Genomic DNA, 16,737 nt, shown 5'->3' on the forward strand with positions numbered 1-16,737 from the left:
GATCGCCCCACTGAGAGCACCACCGGCGCTTGAGCGTCGGTTCGGGAACCTCGCCGGGAGCCGGGCCTACCGCCTTTACGTCCCGTCCGTTTACGACGGGCGGCCCGTGCCCCTCGTGGTGATGCTGCACGGCAGCTCCCAGACGCCGCGCGACTTCGCCATCGGGACCCGGATGGACGCGATGGCCGAGGAACAGGGGTTCCTCGTCGCCTACCCGGACCAGCCGAGGTCGGCCAACATCGCCAGGAGTTGGAACTGGTACAGGCCCGGCGACCAGCGGCGCGACCGGGGCGAGCCGTCGATCCTGGCCGGAATGACGCGCCGGATCATGCAGGACTTCGCCGTCGATCCCGCCAGAATCTATGTCTCGGGCCTCTCGTCCGGCGGGGCCGCCGCGGCGATCATGGCGCTGGCCTACCCGGATCTCTATGCCGCCGTCGGCATCCATTCCGGCTTGGCCGGAGGTTCGGCCAAGGGCGTCTCGTCCGCCTTCTCCGCGATGCGAAGGGGCGCCTTGATCCGTCCCATGAGGGCGACGCGGCCGCTGCCGACCATCGTGTTCCACGGTGACCGGGACAGGACCGTCTCCCCCGTCAACGGTGACCAGGCCATCGCACAGGCAAGGCCGGCCGGCGACCTGCGGACGTCGGTGAGCACGGGCCATGCCCCGAGCGGGATGGCCTACACGAAGACGGTGATGTCCACCCCGGCCGGCAATCAGGAAACGGAACAGTGGCTCCTTCATGGGGCGGGCCACGCCTGGGCCGGCGGCAGCCAGGTCGGCTCCTACACCGATCCGAAGGGGCCCGACGCCAGTCGCGAGATGCTGCGGTTCTTCATGTCCCACACAAGGGACGACGGTCCTCGTCGGCACTGACCGTTATGCGCTTACCGGCAGGCGTTCGATCCTCCCGATGCTCAACCCGGGCTCGCTTGCATACCCACGGCGGTGGCGGGGATCTCGATCCTTCGATCCATCCGGAGCATGCGCTCGATCCGGGCCGCGAGCGCGTCCAAGGCGAACGGCTTGATCATGATTTCCATGCCCGCCTCCATCCGGCCGTTCCTGACGGCGGCGCTCGCGGCGTAGCCCGTGAGGAAGAGAACCTTCAGTTCGGGACTGTGCGCCCTCGCCGCGTCGGCGAGTTGACGCCCGTTCATTCCGCCGGGAAGGCCGACGTCGGTCAGGAGGAGATCGATGCGGACGCGGGACTCGATGATCCGCAGTCCGGACTGCCCGTCCTCGGCCTCCAGCACGAAGTAGCCGAGCTCGGAGAGCACCTCGACGATCACCATCCTCACGGCGACCTCGTCCTCGACCACAAGCACGACCGTGCCCGCTTCGGCAGCCGCCGGACTGGTCACCGAGCCGGCCGGCTTCGCGACGTCCGCCGACCCGAGATGCCGCGGCAGGTAGATCGACACCACGGTGCCCTGGCCGGCCTCGCTATCCAGGAGGACGTGGCCGCCCGATTGCTGGACGAAGCCGTAGATCATCGAGAGGCCGAGGCCCGTGCCCTCACCGGTGGGCTTGGTCGTGAAGAACGGATCGAATGCACGGGCGATCACCTCCGGTGGCATGCCGGTGCCTTCGTCCGTGACGAAGAGGCCCATGTACTCGCCCGCCGGCATCTTCGACGTCGTGGGGTCTGCTCCGGGACGCGTATCCGGAACCGTCGCGTTCCGGGTCTCGATCATGAGGGGACCGCCATCGGGCATCGCGTCCCGAGCGTTGATGACCAGGTTGAGCAGCGCGTTTTCGAGCTGGTTCGGATCGCACAGCACCGGCCAAAGGTCGTCCGCCAGCCTGGTCTCGACCGCGATCCCCGGCCCGACCGTACGACTGAACAGGTCCTCCATGCCGCAGACCAACCGATTGACGTCGGTCGCCTTGGGATCGAGCGTCTGGCGCCGCGAGAAGGCGAGGAGCCGGTGGGTGAGCGCCGCGGCCCGCTCGACCGAGGTCATCGCGACGTCGACGTAGCGGTCGACCTCCGAGGCGCGGCCCTGCCTCAAGCGCGACCGGATCAGTTCCAGGCTACCGGAGATGCCGGCCAACAGGTTGTTGAAGTCGTGCGCCAGCCCTCCGGTCAACTGCCCGACGGCCTCCATCTTGAGCGATTGGCGCAGCGTCTCCTCGATCCGTCCGCGCTCCTCGGCCTCCGCGCGGAGCCTGTCGTTGGCTTCGGTCAGCGCGCGGGTGCGCTCGGCGACGCGCTGCTCAAGTGCGGTTCGCACACGCGCCTCGTCGTCCCGAACCTCGCCGGTGACGCGAATGCGGTCGACGGCACCCGCGAGCAGGTTGGCGTAGCTGCGCAGGAAGAGGGTATCGCTCTCGGTGAACTGGCGGGGAACGTGGCTGTCGATCTGGAGTATGCCGAACGGCGGCTTCCCGTGACCGCCGATGATGAGGACGTTGGCCACCGCCTTCACATCGTTGTCGATAAGGAACTGCGAGTATCGAAACCGCGTCTCCTTCGCGATGTCGGGCGAGATCATGGGCTCGCCGGTCCGCAACGCATGCCCTTCCGAGGTGTCGTGCTCTGCGGTGATGGTCGCCTTTCCGATGACGCCCTCCTTCCAGCCGACCCCCGCGCGCACGCGAAGGGTTTTCCCGTCCGGCTGGAGCTCGACGACCTTCGCGAGGTCGGTCCCGAGGGCCTGGCCCGCGAGGCGGCAGGCCTCAGTCAGGATCTCGTCGAGATCGTCGGATCGGAGGGCGAGTTCCCCGAAGCGCGCGAGCGTCGTCTGCTGGCGAAGAAGCTCCTGCAGGCCGTCCGTCTCGGTCGCGTTCAAGATCCTTCTCCACGGTGATCGACTTTGTCGTCCGACACGATCCCGATGACGGTCCAGGTTTCGTCGGCGTCGGCATTGTCAAAAGCGTTGATGATCGAATCTCCCACCGCGTGTTCCCGTGCCGGGTCGTAACCATTCCAGCGTTCATGGCTCGGCATCGGCCATTCGGACGGGCCATCCCGTTCCAAAAACTATCCGACCAGAACCACGGCCTTCTTGACGTAGGAGTCGTTCTGGAGGCTCTGGACGATGAAGTGTGCCACGTCGGCCCGCGGGATCAGGCCGTTCCGCCATGAGGTCGGCTCGTCGAGGACCTGGTATCGGCCGGTGGCGGCCCCACCGGTGAGGACGCCCGGCCGCACCAGCGTCCAATCCAGGCTGCTCTTCCGGATGCGGATTTCCTGCGCGTCCTTGTCGTCGTAGGCACGCCCGAACACGAGCCGGAACGGTACCCGCTGCAGGAGGCCGACCGCCTCCCGGCTGTCGCCCGTCCCGAAGCCGGTCACCGACATGAGGCGACGGACGCCGGCCTTCTCCATGGCGGGCACGAGCACGTTGGTCGCATCCGAGAACAAGCGCACCGGCCCGAACAGGTCTCGGAACGGGACCCCCAGCGCCTGGACCACGCCATCGACACCTACGAGCGCGGCCTCGACGTCGGCGACTTTTAGGGCGTCGCCCGTGAAGCGCTCCAGGTTAGCCCCGGACAGGTCGATCCTGGCGGCCGAGCGGGCGAAGGCACGCACGCGGTGCCCGGCCCCCAGGGCCGCCTTGACGGTTTCCAGGCCGATGCCGTTGCTGGCACCTATGACGAGAACGTGGGCCATGGGGCCTCCCGGGTGGCGACGACCGCAAGGGGGCACAGGGTGAGACCGCGCCATACCGATCAATTCAGATGCGGTCGGTTTCCGCCGTATCAGGCGTAACCCTGGTCCTCCCAGAGACCGCCCTTGCCTTCGCCAATCACAGCGAAGCCCTCGACCACCGCGATGCGCATCACGCCCGAAGGCGCTGGCGCACCCAACGGGTCGCGTCGTCGAGGTTCCCGAACGTCGGGGTACGGTGCACGCGGAGACGACCCAAGGCGACCTCGACGAACCAATCGCCGGCCTCCTCGTGATCGGTCATGGCGAGCTGGACCAGGACCGCGACCAGCATCCCGTTCGCCATCACCAGCATCCCATCCCGGTCGTCACTCCCGGTGTCCACGGCGATCGGCTGCATCGTGACAAGCGTCTCGACGTTGCCTCGCGCGGGCACGGCTAGCTTCCCTGCGATAGGTTGGCCCAGACGACGCTCCGCCGGTCGACCCAGCGCGCGCTCTTAAGATGAAGGTAGTTCGGGTTGAACTTGCAGAAATCCTTCAGGCGCTCCACGTCGAGAATCGTCATGACCCTGTTCTTCAGCGTGATCAGCCCCATGCCCCGCAGGTCGCGCAGGGTCCGGTTCACATGAACGTTGGAGAGACCCATCGTATCGGCGATGTCGGTCTGGGTGAACGGAAACTCGTAGCTGTTGTCCTTGCAGCGCCCCACGGCCTCAAGGCGTGCATGGAGTTCGCAGATCAGGTGGGCGATGCGCTCGTCGGCGGCGCGCACACCCATGTTGACCAGCCATTCCCGCAGGACGGCCTCGTCGACGAGGTTGCACCACCAGAACGCCCGCGTGATGAGCGGATAGTTCGCCGTGATCTCCTCGATGGCCTGACGCGGGATGTCCGCCACTTGGCACTTCGAGATCGTGCCGATGTTATGGTCCATCTGGTCAAGGATGAAGACGTTCAGGTCGCAGAAGTCGCCCGGGACGAGGTAGGCCATGATCTGGCGGCTGCCGTCTGCGAGGACCTTGTAGCGGCAGGCGAACCCATCGAGCACGAGGTGGACGTTGTCGGGCGGATCGCCTTCGCTCGCCAGGTCGACACGGGCCCCGACCTGACGAATTCGAGGCACCAACGCGTTCAGCGCCCGCAGGTCCTTGTCGGACAGCGTCTCGTAACTCTCCAACTTCCGGATCAGCGCATGTTGCATCAAGCCATTTCGTTTCAAAGTGCTATGTAACCATAGGTCGGTAAAACGACGCTGTGCAATCATAGGATGGTTTTCGCGCCGATTTCCGGTGCGTCCCCCTTTGATGCGGATGGGGCCCGGCGCATCTTGAGGGAAGTGGTCGAGGCACGGTGCCCCCCGTCCCGAGGATGACGGAACCGTGTCCCACCCCATTCAGGATCAGTGTCGGAACCATCTCCTCGCGGTTCTGACGCCGGATGATTTCGCCCTTCTGCAGCCTCACCTCGACGAGGTCCCCCTCGCCGTGGGCGAGATGCTAATCGCCGCCGACACACCGATCCCACGGGTGTGGTTCGTCGAGCGGGGCATCGTCTCTCTCATCGCCGCATCCGCGGACGCCGGCCAGATCGAGCTCGGGCTGGTCGGACGGGAGGGCATGGTCGGAGTGCCGGTGCTGCTCGGCGCCGGGCGGACACCGGACGAAGGCCGGGTCCAGATGGCGGGGATGGCCTGGTCGATGCCGGGCGGCAAGATGCGGGAGGCCCTGCGCGACAGTCCTGGTCTCCGCGATGGCCTGCTTCGCTACGCACAGGCCTCGAACGTCCAGGTCGCCTCGATGGCGCTTGCCAACGGCCGCTACGGGTTGGAGCGGCGTCTCGCGCGCTGGCTCCTGATGTGCCACGACCGCGTCGACGGCGACCTCCTCCCGACGACCCATCGGTTCCTCTCCCTGATGCTGGGGGTCAACCGCACCGGCCTGACGACGGCCGTCGCCACCCTTGAGCGCGCCGACGTCATCGGGACGCGGCGAGGCACCATCACGGTGCGAAGCCGAGCCGCGTTGCTCAGGCTCGCGGGCGACTCCTACGGGGTGGCGGAAGCCGAGTACGTGCGGCTCGTCGACGGCTAGGAAGACACGGAGGCGTGGGCCTTGCCGATCCGGTCCACGCTCAGGATGCCAGGTTGGCCCATGGCAGGCCGATGACGACCCTCAGACCTTCGACATCCCAATGGTGCGAGATCGTCCCGGCAAGCTGCCCCCGTACGGTTCGCTCGGTGAGCTTCGATCCGAAACCCTCATGGGACGGCGGCGTGCGGATAGGGGGACCGCCCCGTTCGGTCCAGACGAGGCTCATGTCGTTGCCGGCCCGTCGACAGTCGATGGTGACGGTACCACCCTCCTCGGACAGGGCACCGTGCTTGATCGCGTTCGTGGCCAACTCGTGGATGACGAGCGCCAGACCCGTCACCGATCCGTCGCCGACCGGGACGTCGTCCACCCCGCCGTGGATGAACCGACGCTCCTCGCCAACGTCGTCGTAGGGATCGAGCAACGCGGCCAGAAGCCCCTGCAGGGTCTGCTGCGGACGCGACGATCGCTCGTCCGGCGGGGCGACATGGAGATATTCGAGCGCCCGGCTCATGGCCGTGAAGCGGTTGCGCAGAGTTCCGGCGTAGGATTGGACGGATGGGAGGTTGCGCGCCGAAAGGGTGACGAGGCCGTTGACCAGGGCGAACATGTTCTTGAGGCGATGGCTGAGTTCCCGACCGCGAAGGTCGTGTCCGTCCTCGATCCGGCGCAATTGGGTCATGTCACGGGAGACGGCTAGGATGCCCACGAGCCGGCCGTCCACGTCGACGATGCGCGAGAGGACGACGTCCCAATACACCGTCCCGCCCTGGGCGGCGGCGCGCCACCCGTCGAAACGCGCGGTGCCGACCGTGGCCGCCACGGCCAAGGCGTCCGAGGCGACTTCGCGAACGACCACGGGCCACGACAGGGACCATGATCCGTCGCCGGCATCGGCGATGTCGTCGTCGCCGAGCATGCGACGGGCCATCGGGTTCCGGAGGCGGAGGTGACCCAGGTCGTCGATCACCTCGACGCAGTCCTGGCTCGCGGAAATGAGCTCGCGACCCAGGTTCCAGGCGTTCCACCGGTCGTAGGCCTTGTCCTTGGTCTCGCCCGAGGGAAGATCCAGACGATACGGACCGCTCGACGTTCCGGAAGACGGGGGGACGCCGGTCCGCAGGGGGACCACGTTCGAGGTCTGCACCCGGTCTATGCCCTGGGTCATGGCCTGATCCTACATGGCCTGTGAATGCTCGGGCCACATGCGATGATCCAGAGATACCGTGATGGAATCCTAATGGCATCATCATAGGATCGTATTTTTCGATTTGCCCGACCGGAACTGCCTTTGATCTCCCCGGATGGGGCTACCCATGTCATGTCCCCCTACGCCCACGATCCCACGAACCGCTGGACATGACGCGATCACGCCGGGTTCTCAATGGGGCATCCGTCCGGAACGCGGCTCGCCCAGGGGGCAGTGCCGCAGGGAGAAACAACGGTCCGCGCCGGAAGTTGTCCGTTTGGGTCTAGGATCGTGGGCCGACAGGGGGCGGTCTTGCGGGAGAAACACATCACGGCAGGGGTCAGGCCCGACCTGGAGGTTCTCCTGGCCGCGGTAGAGGGGTCCGGCGAGGCCATCCTGATCACCTGTGGCGAGCTCGAACACCCCGGGCCCCGCATCGAGTACGTCAATCCCGCCTTCACCCGCATGAGCGGATACGAGGCCGTCGAGGTCCTGGGCCGCAGCCCGCGCCTCCTCCAGGGACCGCTCACGGACCGGAGCGTCATCGACAGGATGCGCACGGCGCTCAACGCCGGCGAGGCGTTCCAGGGCGAAGCGATCAACCATCGCAAGGACGGCTCGACCTACGTCGTCGAATGGCTGATCACTCCCCTGCGTGACGGGGATGGCCGCATCACGCGGTGGATGTCGGCGCAACGGGACGTCACCGAACGTCGCGCCTCCGAGGACCGCCAGGCCATGCTGGTGCGCGAGCTCCACCATCGGGTGAAGAACACGCTTGCCACGGTCCAGGCCGTGCTCAACGCCACCCTGCGTTCCTCTCTCGGCCTGTCGGAGTTTCGGCAGGCCTTCTCCGGCCGTATCGCCTCCCTCGCCAAGACGCACGCGCTGATCACGGAGGACCATGTCCAGGTCGTCCCCTTCGAGGACCTGCTCCGCACGGAACTCGAAGCCTACGACAGGCCCGGCCTACGGCGTGTGACGCTGAGGGGACCCCGAGTGCTCCTTCCTTCGGAACTGGCGGTTCCGGTCGGGATGGCGCTGCACGAGATGACGACGAACGCCATCCGACACGGTGCGCTCGCCGATCCGGACGGCAGGGTTGCAGTGGACTGGTCCGTCGAGGAAGCTCCCGAGGGGTCCGTCCTGCACTGGACGTGGAACGAGCATGACGGAGCGCCCGTCGCGTTGCCGACGCGGGAAGGCTTCGGCTCGCAACTGCTCAATCGCGTCCTGACCCAGCAGGTCGGCGCCAAAGTCGACATCGCCTATGATCCGGACGGCCTCAGAATCGCCGTCGCGCTTCCGATGCCGGCGGCTCCAACGGGAGCCTAGGGCCGAGGATACAGGGTCGGCCTTCCAGGCTATGCACATCGGCGCACAGAACGCGGGTCCTAGGCCGGGATCTGGTCGAGGCTCGCGGTATCCTGCGCGACCACGCCGTTCTCCCGATGGCGGAACGCGCTCAAGGCTTGGTAGACCTGCAGTCGCGCCCGCATCACGGAGCCGAGCGGCCGATGTGCTGCGAGGCTGTAGGCAGGACGGAACGTCATCACCTCGTCGAAGTAGCGCACGCGATCCACTGAGTAGGCATCCTGCCGGGGCAGGCGCAGCGTGGCCACGGTGCGGTAAGGGCTGATCGAGACGGGCCAGTCGACCGAGGCGTCCTCGATGGGTTGGCTCTCGACGTTGGCCCAGAGCTGAGCCTTCAACTCGAACAACACTTCGTTCTCCCGGAAGAAGGCGACCGTGGCATGGCGGAAGCCGTCCTCGTCCTGATGCGGATCGAGCCGCCACTCGGACAGGGTGCGCTGGCTTTCCGTTACCGGCACGGCCCCGAGCTTGGCGACGTAGTCACCGTAGCGGACCGGCGCTTGGCTGAAGTAGCTGTCGGCAAGGGGATGGCTGTAGGGATGGCCGAAGAAGTCTGCCAGCGCGCTCTCGGTCCCGAAGGCATGGAGCGCCCGGTTGAGATTGCGCATGGTCGACGAGACCGCGCTCTTGACCCCTTCCGGCAGCCCGGTCGACTTGCCGATGACCGTGCCGTCGCGCAGGAAGCCGGCCGCCGTACCCGAGGGGAAGGTGGTCCCGGTCGCGAGCACGAAGTCCTGGGTATCGACGGCGTGGCCGGGCAGCTTCTCGCCGGGGACGTCGAACACCTTGATGGACATGCCGCGGTGGGTTGACACCCGGTCGCCCAGGGTCTCGCCCGGCCCCTGCGCGAAGCGGACGGCCACGGGGTGGGTGCCGGGCGTGGCGAACAACCCTTGGGCCAGTTCAGGCGGCAGGCCGGCGGCGATCGTCAACTCGCCCGTGACACAGGCCGAGCTCTTGGCGTGGCTGGCGCGTACGGCATGGTGCTCGCGGGCCTCGACGGTCTCCGATTGCTGCGTCATGCCCTTGATGATGCCCTCAATCGTCTTCTGCTCGTCCGCGGCGGGCGTCTCGATGTCGGGGGCGTATCGAAGGTAGGTCATGCGCTGCCTCGTAGGGTGCGGGGAAAGGAAACGGGCCGCAGCCGGAAAGAGCGCGGTCGATTCCAGGTGCAATGTGCTTTCGAAATCCGAAATCCTGCCTGGAAACCGATGCATGAGGTCATTCGGTACAAAGGACGGCCTGGCCCACCTTGAAGGCATCCCTACGCGCGTTGGTCGGGCCGACATAGGGAATGCAGGAGACAGCAGAGGAGACTTACCGAAGGGTCGTGGTCTCCCCATCCTGCAGGGGGCGATCCTCGCCGTGGGGCCCACCGACCGAGACGTGTGAGTTTAGGCGCCCAAGGTGCTCGAAGACATGCTCGAAGGCATTGGTGACGGCCAGCTCGAAGGAACCGTCGGCCTTGCCCTGTGCAGCCTTGAGCGCGCTGAGCAACGCATGATGCTTCTCAGTGTCGCTCGACATGATGTTCCTTTTTCTAGGACTGGGCTTCTTCCCAGCGAGCCAAGCTCCGATGGCGTATGGGGTTCCAGGCTTGGTCGGTGTCATCACGCCTACGTCATCAGGCGGGGCACGTAAGGAACGCCACGACACAGGTGTGGTTGCCCTGGTCGAGAACCTGCCCGTTTCATGGGCGGTCCGTTTCCCACACCAGGAACACCACATGATCGTTCGAACGAAGTCGCATGCGCTTGCCGCCCTGCTTGCCGGCACCGTACTCCTGACCGCTTCCGCGGCCTGGGCGCAGGCGCAGCCGACGATGAAGGATCATTTCGACGGTGCCGTCTCGACGGTGACCGGCTCACCGATGGCCAATCTCGACGTCGACATGAAGCACGTCCTCGACGCCCTGAAGAAGCTCGATCCGAAGCCGCTTCCGAAGCTCTCGCCGCAGGACGCCCGCAAGCAACCGAGCCCGACCGATGGCGTCAAGGCGCTGCTCACGGAGCAGGGCAAGCCGACGGCACCCGAGCCTGGCGTGACGACGAAGGAGCTGGCCTACGAGACCGGCGGCGTATCCCAGAAGGTCCGGATCTACACGCCGGAGGGTGCTGCGGGTCCGCTGCCGGTCGTGGTGTACTACCACGGCGGCGGGTTCGTGATCGCCGACCTCGACACCTACGACGCCACCCCGCGCGCCATCGCCAAGGGCGCAAAGGCCGTGGTGGTCTCGGTCGAGTACCGGCACGCGCCGGAGGCGAAGTTCCCGGCCCAGCACGAGGACGCCTTCGCCGCCTACAAGTGGGCGCTCGCCAACGCGAAAAGCTTCGGCGGCGACCCGTCAAAGGTCGCTCTGCTCGGTGAATCCGCCGGCGGCAACCTCGTGACCAACGTGGCCATCATGGCCCGTGACGGGAACGTCGAGAAGCCGGTGCAGGTCGTCGCCGTCTACCCGATGGCCGGCACCAACCTCGACACGCAGTCCTACAAGGACAACGCCTCGGCCAAGCCCCTCGACAAGCCGATGATGGCCTGGTTCTACGACCAGACCGTGCGCAACGACGCCGACCGGGCGGACCCGCGCCTCGACATCGTCGGTAAGGCCGACCTTAAGGGCCTGCCCCCGTTCACGGTGGTGACCGCGCAGATCGACCCGCTGCACGACGACGGCAAGATGCTCTCCGACAAGATCAAGGCTGCGGGCGGCCAGGTGACCTACCGCGATTACCCCGGCGTGACCCACGAGTTCTTCGGCATGGGCAACGTCGTGGCCAAGGCCAAGGAAGCCGAGAACGCCGTCATCGCCGACCTCAAGGCCGCCTTCGGTGGGATGGCCACCGGTACCACCGGCGCCAAGTGACCTGACGCCGGCCGGGCGAAACCACCGGCGAAATCTAAGACGTCAATGCGGGCCGACCTTCCAAGGGGGGACGGCCCGCGTTCGCATCGAAAGGCATCATTCACGGCGTGGCCCCACGCCACCGATACCTCGAACCTCTTCGAAGATCACCCCCGCTACCCCTTCGACCCCAGTGCGCCGACCGACATCGGAACTGTCATGCCCCACCGCCCCAAGGTCGTCGCCTTCGACATCATTGGCACCGTGTTCAGCATGGAGCCGATGCGGGCGCCCCTGGTCGGGTTGGGTCTGCCGTCGCTTGCCCTCGATCTCCTCTACACGGCCGGCTTGAGGGACACCTTCGCCCTTGCTACCACCAACAGCTTCGCGCCCTTCCAGGCAGTTCTATCGGCGTGCCTCGACGAGTTGCTCGCCATGCAGGGTCTCACTGCTTCCTCGAAGGATAAGCAGGCCGTGCTCGACATGATGAGGGCCCTTCCCCCGCACGGGGACGCCAAGGCCGCATTCCAAGTTCTGGTCGATTCCGGCGTCAGGGTCTGCGCGTTGAGCAACGGCGCGGTCAAGACCACGCAGGGATTGCTCGCTGCGGCGAGCATGGACGGGATGGTCGAGCAAATTCTTTCCGTAGAGGACGTGAAGCTCTCGAAACCGCGTGCCGAGGTCTATCTCTATGCGGCCCAGACCGCTGGGGTCGCACCGGGCGAGATGGCCCTGATCGCGACCCATCCCTGGGACCTGCACGGTGCCAAGATCGCAGGCCTCATGGCAGGCTACGTCGCACGGGGCCGGCCGTACTCGGCTGTCCTTAAGGGACCCGACGTGACCGGGGAAACCCTGCTGGACGTCGCCTCGGAAATGGCGCGGATCTAGGTCCCGCGTGAACGTCGACGGCACGTCCCTGCCACCTCAGATGCCGGCATACCAGGCGTAGCCCTGGTCCTCCCAGTAGCCGCCCTTGCCCTCGCCGAGCTGCGCGAAGCTCTCGACCACCTCGATGCGCATCACGTACTTGGCCTGCTTGTAGCCGAGGTTGCGTTCGACGCGCAGGCGCAGCGGGGCACCATTCGAGACGGGAAGCGGCTTGCCGTTCATCTCGTAGGCGAGGATCGTCTGTGGGTGGAACGCGTCCACGAGGTCGATGCTCTCGTAGTACCGGACCGGCGATCCGCCGCTGGCCGCGGTGTCCTCCGACGCCTGCTGGCCGCCGGAATCCTTCCTGCTCTCGCCACTGCCCGACTGTTTGGTCATCGCCGGGTTGGCGTTGCCGGCGGGAGCCGCCTCGTCGGTCTCCGCGCCTTCCTCGCCACCTTCCAGCGGACTGCCCTGGTCCATGGTGTCGGCGCAGTGGAACACCACGTAGCGCGCCTCCGGTTTCAGCTTGGCCCGGGAGAGGAGGTCGGCGAGCGGCACCCCGGTCCACTTGCCGATGGCGCTCCAGCCCTCGACGCAATCGTGCCGGGTGATCCGGGTGCGGGCGGGAAGCTTGCGGAGCTCGGCCAGCGACAGTTTGAAGGGCGCTTCCACGAGGCCGCCAACCTCCAGGTGGTACTTGGCGAACTTACCCTTCACCAGGGCCTTGTAATCCTTGTCCGGCGGGTCCTCGGTACCGTTCGGCTTGAACCACGGCGAGATGTCGGCCTCTGCGAACTCAGGTGCCAGCGTCCGGTCGGTGAGCAGCAGGCGCTGGACGAAGAGGTTGGCGTCCTCGCCGGTCTTGAGGGTGCGCCTGAACCACTCCGCGTTGCCGAGGCGGTCGCAGCCGCCGAGCATCGCGGTACCGGCGGCGGCGGTGGCGCCGAGCAGGAGGGAGCGGCGGCTTGGTTGCCGGATCACGAGGCGGCCTCCGTCGACGTCCGCTCCGGTAACGGCTCGACCTTCCGCTCGATGACGAACCAGCCGGTGATCATGCCACGCATGTTGTTCCGGAAGCCCGAGAGGACGACCAGGGCGACGTGCACGACTACGAACAGGACGAGCAGGGCCGCCACGACGAAGTGGACCGTGCGCGCCGACTGGCGCCCGTCGAACAGCGTCAGCAGAAAGGGAAAGGCCGCATCCATGGCCGGCGACATCGCCAGCCCCGCCAGGACCTGAGCGGGCAGGAGCACGAACAGCACGACGAGGTAGGTGAGCTTCTGGATGACGTTGTAGCGCTTGGCCTCGTCACCTTCAGGGAAACGCAGCGTCAGGTGCTCCCATACCGAAGCGCCGAAGTGTCGGACCTGGTCGCGCGACGGGATCACGCGGAACCTAAGCTGTCCGCTGCCCAGCCCGTAGAACAGGTAGGCGAGGCCGTTCAGGACGAAGGCCCAGGCGAAGAAGAAGTGCCAGCTTCGGCCACCGGTGAGGTCCTGGTCGCTCGGCAGGGTCGCCCAGGACGGGAAGCCGCGGTCGGCCGCCTCGCCGTCGGCACCTGCCGAGGAGCCGAGCCAGCCGGTGGTGTCGAAGGTCCGCCCAAGGATGGTGACGACGCCCCTCGGCGGATCGTCCTCCGTCGAGGACATCGCCATCAGCGGCGTGTCGAAGGTGGAGACCTTGCCCCAGTACAGGGCAGGGTGGGCGTTGAAGATCTGCAGGCCGCTCATCAGCAGCACGAGGAGGCAGATCGCGTTGACCCAGTGCGCGACGCGGATGACGACCGGGTGCCGGAACATCCAGCGTCGTGTCTCGACCTCGCCCGTGTCGGGCGCGGAGCGCGTTAGGTAGGTGCGGGGCAAACGGTCTTCCTTGGGGCGATCCTCGAAAAGGGTGGAGGCCCCTGGACCGGGACCTCCGGAAGCGTAGGACGCCTCGAATTACATGCCGCGCTTCATCATCATGCGCTTCTTCATCATCCGGCGCTTCATCATGCGCTTCTTCATCATCATCCGGTCACCGTGCATCATGCGGACCTGGGTCACGCCGGTATCGGACTGCAGGCCGTTGACGGCCATCGGGGCGGCCGTTGCGGCACCGGCTGCCAGGGACACGCCGCTGAGGGCGGCCAGGGCGGTGAGGGCGAGAGTAAACTTCTTCATGCGGGATCTCCTGTAGTGCTGAATGTCTCATTCAATCTTTGTGAAAACAGAATAATTCCATACTTGTTCCGATCTAAGCCGAATGATTTAACATTAAGCTTGCCAATTAGACAAGTTAAGGCACGCTCGGAAGCTTATGCTTCGAACATGCTTGGGTCGGGGTCTTCGAGGAGGCTTACGGGATCGAGAGGCCGCAAGTTTCAGCCTCGCCATCAAGTTCCGAAGAACGCCTTCGGTCGACGGCCCGTATGAGCGCCAATCCCCGCACATCATCTCGATGCAGGGCCCACTGGCTTTGCTCTCCGACGTGCAGGCCGCCACCAAACAGGTGCCGGCTCCGGGATGGGCCGGTGGTGACGGGCGCATTCCTCGTCGTGTCGATCAAATGAGCAATCGGTTCCCGGGCTTCGTGCTAGGGCTCAACTCGGTTCTCCCCGTGAACTGTTCTCAACTCACCTCGGCGCGCCCTGACCCGGCGCGCCTTTTTAATTGGCATAGGTATAATTTTATCAAATTTAGGTGAGCATTGTTAAATCTTCGCTAACCTCCGATACGAGCGGACGACCTGACCCATCGTGCTCTCACGAACGGAGAGGCATGATGCCGATGAACTCGAAACACTTGAGATTTGCCGATCTCGACAGGCTACCCGTGCCACCGTGTTATCATGCCTTCCTGGTCAACGCTGACGGGCGTGTGGTAAGACTGGAAAACCTACCCGCCCTCGACGATCAAGACGCCCTGCGTCAGGCCGAGGCGTTCGTCGCCGGTCATGCGGTCGAGCTATGGCACGGCATGCGGTTCATGGAGCGCTTCCCGCTGCGAGGTTGAGGCGCATCAAGCCAGCGCCGCTGGCCAAGCTCGGGCTGAGGCCTATCCCGCCTCAATGGGTGAGGAGGTTCTGGAACTGATGATCACGTTGGCTCATGCGGCCGCGACCGACGACGCATGCGCGTCTCAGCTCGCTGCCATCGCAATGGCCGCTGTCGATGCCGGCGAAGGGTTCGTTGCCCAGGGAATGATCCAGTTAGCCCGAGTTCACCGCGTTCGTGCCATGCGACTACGTGGGAATATCGCTGTGCTCAGCTCCGGAGCACGGCGGGATCTTCCATTAAGACCCCACCGAAGGCTGAAGCGCTGGGCCAGGTGGGCAGGTGACACGGATCCTATGCGGCAGGTCGTGGCTGGATGGGCCATGGCGGATGCAAGGGGGACTGGTTGGTCCCCTGGCAGGACGATGGATTTTGCCGCAACATCACGGCAAACCCGGATTGGAGCCATCTTCGGTGCGGGCGCACGTCCTTGAGCCGGCCCAGCCAGGGAGGCCACGATGATCTGGGTTACGGACGACGAGGGACGGACAACCTACATGTGTCCGGAGTGGTACGCCGTGACTGGGCTGCGGTCCCCGGCCGGCCTGGGGTCGGGCTGGGCGAGCGTCATCCACCCCGACGACCGTGACCTGATGGTCGAGACGTTCCGGCATGCCTGCGCGGCACGATGCGAGTTCACCCTGCAATATCGCCTCCGGCGCCAGGACGGCACCTACGTGTGGGTGAGCGACTCCGCCACCCCCTCATGGTTGCCGAATCGACGGGGCTTCCTCGGCTTTTTCGGGCAGATCACCGACGTGAAGCCCCAAGGACGAAGACTGATCGCGCAGGCGGAGCTCGAAAGGTTCGAGGTGACCCCGTCCGCCGGTGAGTTCGCGCCGGTCACGGCACTCGACGCCCTCGCCGAGCACATCCTCATGGCAAGGTCGCTCGCCCTGGGAGGCGCCTCGGACCATCTCCTGCCGATGGTCGACGCGTTGCTGTTCGCCGTAGGCAGGGACCTGGCCCGGCGGCAGGGCGGGGATGATGCGTCGGGCAACATCCACTGAGCCCAGCGAAACCGATCCGTGGCGAGGCATCACCCGGCGCGGGTCGGATCTCCTTCAACCCCGCCTCCTGCAGCGTTGGGGGGCGCCAACCTGGTCTTGGTGGCGGTGAACGACATCAGGGAGGCGATGCCGCCGGGTGGAAGCTTCACCGGACCCTCCGCTGCAGCGATGGAAATGTCCGTTAGCGTCGGCGTGAGCGAGTCCGGGTGAGGGTGCGGTCAAACGTGCGCCCGCGCCGGTGATACGCCATGCGGGTTCAGGTCCCGAGCAGTGCGAGGCGCTTCCTCCCGACCACCGCGGCCTCGGCAGGATGAAGTCGAACGTGGTGCCGCGGCTGGGCACGCCTTCGACGGTTAGAGTGCGTCCCTGACGCTCCACGAGATTTCGGCAGAGCAGGAGGCCGAGGCCGCTGCCTCGCTTGCCAGCGGTCCCGTTCGTGGTCGTGCGTCGGTCGAGCTGGACCAGGTCGGCGACCTTGTCGGCCGACATGCCGACCCCGGTGTGTGCCTATGTCTGCATAAGCACAGCACACCACCGAAAGCAGCCGGACTGCTCTCCACTAGCTGTGCAGTCCCGAGGTGTGGTGGCATCAGTTTCGCTGAGGTCGCTGCATTCCGGGAGGCGTTATGGGACAGGTTCTTCACGGCTGCGCCACGACCACGCACGCGGTCAGAGCAGCGCTACAGCGATCGAAAGCTCC

The 16,737-nt window shown here is 66.0% G+C and carries 18 protein-coding genes and 1 pseudogene; 7 read left to right on the forward strand and 12 right to left on the reverse strand.

Annotation, left to right across the window (positions count from 1 at the left end; translation table 11 throughout):
* Position 1: 1 nt before the first annotated feature.
* Positions 2-877 carry an alpha/beta hydrolase family esterase gene (locus tag MKK70_RS15415; RefSeq protein WP_243948754.1) on the forward strand — a complete coding sequence of 292 codons (876 nt, stop codon included), beginning with the start codon at positions 2-4 and terminating at the stop codon, positions 875-877.
* A gap of 41 nt (positions 878-918) precedes the next feature.
* Here MKK70_RS15415 and MKK70_RS15420 read toward each other — a convergent pair whose 3' ends face one another.
* The 5 genes from MKK70_RS15420 to MKK70_RS15445 form a co-directional block, all read right to left on the reverse strand.
* A complete protein-coding gene (locus MKK70_RS15420) occupies positions 919-2,796 on the reverse strand; it encodes an ATP-binding protein (RefSeq protein WP_313899096.1) in 1,878 nt (625 codons plus the stop codon).
* Complete coding sequence (locus MKK70_RS15430; RefSeq protein ID WP_243948755.1) at positions 2,793-2,954, reverse strand: hypothetical protein; 162 nt, start codon at positions 2,952-2,954, stop codon at positions 2,793-2,795. The genes MKK70_RS15420 and MKK70_RS15430 overlap by 4 nt, the downstream gene beginning before the upstream one ends.
* A 33-nt stretch (positions 2,955-2,987) precedes the next feature.
* Positions 2,988-3,623, reverse strand: a complete 636-nt coding sequence (locus tag MKK70_RS15435) for an NAD(P)-dependent oxidoreductase (RefSeq protein WP_243932007.1) — start codon at positions 3,621-3,623, stop codon at positions 2,988-2,990.
* Between the two features lie 169 nt (positions 3,624-3,792).
* Complete coding sequence (locus tag MKK70_RS15440) at positions 3,793-4,056, reverse strand: hypothetical protein (protein WP_243935024.1); 264 nt, start codon at positions 4,054-4,056, stop codon at positions 3,793-3,795.
* A gap of 2 nt (positions 4,057-4,058) precedes the next feature.
* Positions 4,059-4,823 (reverse strand): Crp/Fnr family transcriptional regulator, encoded by a 765-nt coding sequence (locus MKK70_RS15445; protein WP_243948763.1) that lies wholly within the window; start codon positions 4,821-4,823, stop codon positions 4,059-4,061.
* 178 nt (positions 4,824-5,001) lie between these two features.
* Between MKK70_RS15445 and MKK70_RS15450 the strand changes: the two genes are divergently transcribed.
* Positions 5,002-5,712, forward strand: a complete 711-nt coding sequence (locus MKK70_RS15450; RefSeq protein WP_243948756.1) for a Crp/Fnr family transcriptional regulator — start codon at positions 5,002-5,004, stop codon at positions 5,710-5,712.
* Between the two features lie 40 nt (positions 5,713-5,752).
* Here the strand turns inward: MKK70_RS15450 and MKK70_RS15455 are convergent, their stop codons facing one another.
* Positions 5,753-6,859, reverse strand: a complete 1,107-nt coding sequence (locus tag MKK70_RS15455; protein ID WP_243948757.1) for an HWE histidine kinase domain-containing protein — start codon at positions 6,857-6,859, stop codon at positions 5,753-5,755.
* Positions 6,860-7,213: 354 nt separating this feature from the next.
* Between MKK70_RS15455 and MKK70_RS15460 the strand changes: the two genes are divergently transcribed.
* Positions 7,214-8,236 (forward strand): HWE histidine kinase domain-containing protein, encoded by a 1,023-nt coding sequence (locus MKK70_RS15460; RefSeq protein ID WP_243948758.1) that lies wholly within the window; start codon positions 7,214-7,216, stop codon positions 8,234-8,236.
* Between the two features lie 59 nt (positions 8,237-8,295).
* Here the strand turns inward: MKK70_RS15460 and MKK70_RS15465 are convergent, their stop codons facing one another.
* Both MKK70_RS15465 and MKK70_RS15470 read right to left on the reverse strand, forming a co-directional pair.
* A complete protein-coding gene (locus MKK70_RS15465; protein ID WP_243948759.1) occupies positions 8,296-9,378 on the reverse strand; it encodes a catalase family protein in 1,083 nt (360 codons plus the stop codon).
* Between the two features lie 214 nt (positions 9,379-9,592).
* On the reverse strand, positions 9,593-9,802 hold the full coding sequence (locus MKK70_RS15470; RefSeq protein ID WP_243932001.1) for a hypothetical protein: 210 nt from the start codon (positions 9,800-9,802) through the stop codon (positions 9,593-9,595).
* 199 nt (positions 9,803-10,001) lie between these two features.
* Between MKK70_RS15470 and MKK70_RS15475 the strand changes: the two genes are divergently transcribed.
* Positions 10,002-11,138, forward strand: coding sequence for an alpha/beta hydrolase (locus MKK70_RS15475; RefSeq protein WP_243948760.1), 1,137 nt, complete (start codon positions 10,002-10,004; stop codon positions 11,136-11,138).
* Positions 11,139-11,336: 198 nt separating this feature from the next.
* The gene (locus MKK70_RS15480) at positions 11,337-12,008 is read left to right on the forward strand and encodes an HAD-IA family hydrolase (protein ID WP_243933438.1); all 672 of its coding nucleotides are present in this window, start codon (positions 11,337-11,339) and stop codon (positions 12,006-12,008) included.
* Between the two features lie 36 nt (positions 12,009-12,044).
* On the opposite strand, the gene MKK70_RS15485 is transcribed toward MKK70_RS15480, so the two are convergent.
* The 3 genes from MKK70_RS15485 to MKK70_RS15495 form a co-directional block, all read right to left on the reverse strand.
* Positions 12,045-12,971: a molybdopterin-binding protein gene (locus tag MKK70_RS15485; protein WP_243931998.1), complete on the reverse strand. Its 927-nt coding sequence runs from the start codon at positions 12,969-12,971 to the stop codon at positions 12,045-12,047.
* Positions 12,968-13,792, reverse strand: coding sequence for a cytochrome b/b6 domain-containing protein (locus MKK70_RS15490; RefSeq protein WP_243932012.1), 825 nt, complete (start codon positions 13,790-13,792; stop codon positions 12,968-12,970). The genes MKK70_RS15485 and MKK70_RS15490 overlap by 4 nt, the downstream gene beginning before the upstream one ends.
* Positions 13,793-13,933: 141 nt before the next feature.
* Entirely contained in the window at positions 13,934-14,155 is a 222-nt protein-coding gene (locus tag MKK70_RS15495) for a hypothetical protein (protein WP_243931997.1), read from the reverse strand.
* A gap of 597 nt (positions 14,156-14,752) precedes the next feature.
* On the opposite strand from MKK70_RS15495, the gene MKK70_RS15500 reads away from it, so the two are divergent.
* Positions 14,753-14,986, forward strand: a complete 234-nt coding sequence (locus MKK70_RS15500) for a hypothetical protein (RefSeq protein ID WP_243931996.1) — start codon at positions 14,753-14,755, stop codon at positions 14,984-14,986.
* A 499-nt stretch (positions 14,987-15,485) separates the two neighbouring features.
* A complete protein-coding gene (locus MKK70_RS15505; protein ID WP_243948761.1) occupies positions 15,486-16,037 on the forward strand; it encodes a PAS domain-containing protein in 552 nt (183 codons plus the stop codon).
* Between the two features lie 54 nt (positions 16,038-16,091).
* Here the strand turns inward: MKK70_RS15505 and MKK70_RS15510 are convergent.
* Positions 16,092-16,529 (reverse strand): annotated as a pseudogene (locus MKK70_RS15510) (sensor histidine kinase); the annotation flags it as partial.
* Between the last annotated feature and the right edge of the window lie 208 nt (positions 16,530-16,737).

The sequence above is a fragment of the Methylobacterium sp. E-041 genome, from assembly GCF_022829665.1.
Taxonomy (GTDB): domain Bacteria; phylum Pseudomonadota; class Alphaproteobacteria; order Rhizobiales; family Beijerinckiaceae; genus Methylobacterium.

Coding starts and splice junctions, on each gene's coding strand:
- MKK70_RS15480 (WP_243933438.1), top strand. CDS start 11,337: ATGCCCCACCGCCCCAAGGTCGTCGCCTTCGACATCATTGGCACCGTG.
- MKK70_RS15445 (WP_243948763.1), bottom strand. CDS start 4,823: ATGCAACATGCGCTGATCCGGAAGTTGGAGAGTTACGAGACGCTGTCC.
- MKK70_RS15475 (WP_243948760.1), top strand. CDS start 10,002: ATGATCGTTCGAACGAAGTCGCATGCGCTTGCCGCCCTGCTTGCCGGC.
- MKK70_RS15465 (WP_243948759.1), bottom strand. CDS start 9,378: ATGACCTACCTTCGATACGCCCCCGACATCGAGACGCCCGCCGCGGAC.
- MKK70_RS15430 (WP_243948755.1), bottom strand. CDS start 2,954: ATGCCGAGCCATGAACGCTGGAATGGTTACGACCCGGCACGGGAACAC.
- MKK70_RS15505 (WP_243948761.1), top strand. CDS start 15,486: ATGATCTGGGTTACGGACGACGAGGGACGGACAACCTACATGTGTCCG.
- MKK70_RS15470 (WP_243932001.1), bottom strand. CDS start 9,802: ATGTCGAGCGACACTGAGAAGCATCATGCGTTGCTCAGCGCGCTCAAG.
- MKK70_RS15500 (WP_243931996.1), top strand. CDS start 14,753: ATGATGCCGATGAACTCGAAACACTTGAGATTTGCCGATCTCGACAGG.
- MKK70_RS15495 (WP_243931997.1), bottom strand. CDS start 14,155: ATGAAGAAGTTTACTCTCGCCCTCACCGCCCTGGCCGCCCTCAGCGGC.
- MKK70_RS15490 (WP_243932012.1), bottom strand. CDS start 13,792: ATGTTCCGGCACCCGGTCGTCATCCGCGTCGCGCACTGGGTCAACGCG.
- MKK70_RS15435 (WP_243932007.1), bottom strand. CDS start 3,623: ATGGCCCACGTTCTCGTCATAGGTGCCAGCAACGGCATCGGCCTGGAA.